The following is a 2,500-nucleotide window of genomic DNA, read 5'->3' on the forward strand; positions in this document are numbered from 1 at the left end:
GACGATGACCTACTCTCGCACAGCTTAGGCTGCACTACCATCGGCGCGGCTACGTTTCACTTCCGAGTTCGGGATGGGATCGGGTGGTTCCATAGCGCTAATTTCATCAGGGAGACGGTTGGAGCGTCGCCATCCAAGTAACGGATTTAGGCGCCTGCCTCTCATGGATCTTGTGACGTAGCGTGCACTTGGAGTCTATCGACATGTCATGTCGGCCAAGGCAACTTGAGGTTATATGGTCAAGCCACACGGATCATTAGTATCAGTTAGCTCAATGCATTGCTGCACTTACACACCTGACCTATCAACCACATAGTCTATATGGTTCCTTTAGGGGGCTTGTGCCCCGGGAAGTCTCATCTTGAGGCGCGCTTCCCGCTTAGATGCTTTCAGCGGTTATCGCTTCCGAACATAGCTACCCGGCAATGCCACTGGCGTGACAACCGGAACACCAGAGGTTCGTCCACTCCGGTCCTCTCGTACTAGGAGCAGCCCCTCTCAAACTTCCAACGCCCATGGCAGATAGGGACCGAACTGTCTCACGACGTTCTGAACCCAGCTCGCGTACCACTTTAAATGGCGAACAGCCATACCCTTGGGACCGACTACAGCCCCAGGATGTGATGAGCCGACATCGAGGTGCCAAACACCGCCGTCGATATGAACTCTTGGGCGGTATCAGCCTGTTATCCCCGGAGTACCTTTTATCCGTTGAGCGATGGCCCTTCCATACAGAACCACCGGATCACTAAGTCCTAGTTTCCTACCTGCTTGATCCGTCGATCTTGCAGTCAAGCACGCTTATGCCTTTGCACACAGTGCGCGATGTCCGACCGCGCTGAGCGTACCTTCGAGCTCCTCCGTTACTCTTTAGGAGGAGACCGCCCCAGTCAAACTACCCACCATACACGGTCCCCGATCCAGATAATGGACCTAGGTTAGAACGTCAAGCACGACAGGGTGGTATTTCAAGGATGGCTCCACTGCAGCTAGCGCCACAGTTTCATAGCCTCCCACCTATCCTACACAGACGAACTCAACGTTCAGTGTAAAGCTATAGTAAAGGTTCACGGGGTCTTTCCGTCTTGCCACGGGAACGCTGCATCTTCACAGCGATTTCAATTTCACTGAGTCTCGGGTGGAGACAGCGCCGCTGTCGTTACGCCATTCGTGCAGGTCGGAACTTACCCGACAAGGAATTTCGCTACCTTAGGACCGTTATAGTTACGGCCGCCGTTTACTGGGGCTTCGATCAAGAGCTTCACCTTGCGGCTGACCCCATCAATTAACCTTCCAGCACCGGGCAGGCGTCACACCCTATACGTCCACTTTCGTGTTTGCAGAGTGCTGTGTTTTTGATAAACAGTCGCAGCGGCCTGGTTACTGCGACCCTCTTCAGCTATAGCTCGCATGAGCCACCAAAAAGGGTGCACCTTCTCCCGAAGTTACGGTGCCATGTTGCCTAGTTCCTTCACCCGAGTTCTCTCAAGCGCCTGAGAATTCTCATCCTACCCACCTGTGTCGGTTTACGGTACGGTCTGCGTAAGCTGAAGCTTAGGAGCTTTTCCTGGAAGCGTGGTATCAGTGACTTCGCCTTAAAGGCTCGTCTCGGTGCTCGGTCTTAAAGGATCCCGGATTTGCCAAAGATCCAAACCTACCGCCTTTCCCCAGGACAACCAACGCCTGGTACACCTAACCTTCTCCGTCCCTCCATCGCACTTACGCGAGGTGCAGGAATATTAACCTGCTTCCCATCGACTACGCATTTCTGCCTCGCCTTAGGGGCCGACTCACCCTGCGCCGATTAACGTTGCGCAAGGAAACCTTGGGCTTTCGGCGTGCGGGTTTTTCACCCGCATTATCGTTACTCATGTCAGCATTCGCACTTCCGATACCTCCAGCAAGCTTCTCAACTCACCTTCACAGGCTTACGGAACGCTCCTCTACCGCGCATAACAAAGTTATGCACTCCAAGCTTCGGTTTACTGCTTAGCCCCGTTAAATCTTCCCCGCAGACCGACTCGACCAGTGAGCTATTACGCTTTCTTTAAAGGGTGGCTGCTTCTAAGCCAACCTCCTGGCTGTCTGTGCCTTTCCACATGGTTTTCCACTTAGCAGTAAATTTGGGACCTTAGCTGTGGATCTGGGTTGTTTCCCTTTTCACGACGGACGTTAGCACCCGCCGTGTGTCTCCCATACAGTCCGTCTTGGTATTCGGAGTTTGCAATGGTTTGGTAAGTCGCGATGACCCCCTAGCCATAACAGTGCTCTACCCCCAAGAGGATACATATGAGGCGCTACCTAAATAGCTTTCGAGGAGAACCAGCTATCTCCGGGTTCGATTAGCTTTTCACTCCTAATCACACCTCATCCCCTACCTTTGCAACGGGAGTGGGTTCGGGCCTCCAGTGCGTGTTACCGCACCTTCACCCTGGGCATGACTAGATCACCCGGTTTCGGGTCTACTGCCCGCGACTATGCGCCCTTATCAGACTCGGTT

The 2,500-nt window shown here is 53.5% G+C and carries 2 rRNA genes (1 of these 2 cut by a window edge); both read right to left on the reverse strand.

Features of this window, described 5'->3' with window-relative positions:
- Positions 1 to 111, reverse strand: a 5S ribosomal RNA gene (gene rrf, locus ACVOK8_RS03275); the annotation flags it as partial.
- A gap of 124 nt (positions 112 to 235) precedes the next feature.
- Positions 236 to 2,500: ribosomal RNA gene (locus ACVOK8_RS03280) — 23S ribosomal RNA — on the reverse strand (it continues 613 nt past the right edge of the window).

Source organism: Stenotrophomonas sp. STEN083, assembly GCF_056759195.1.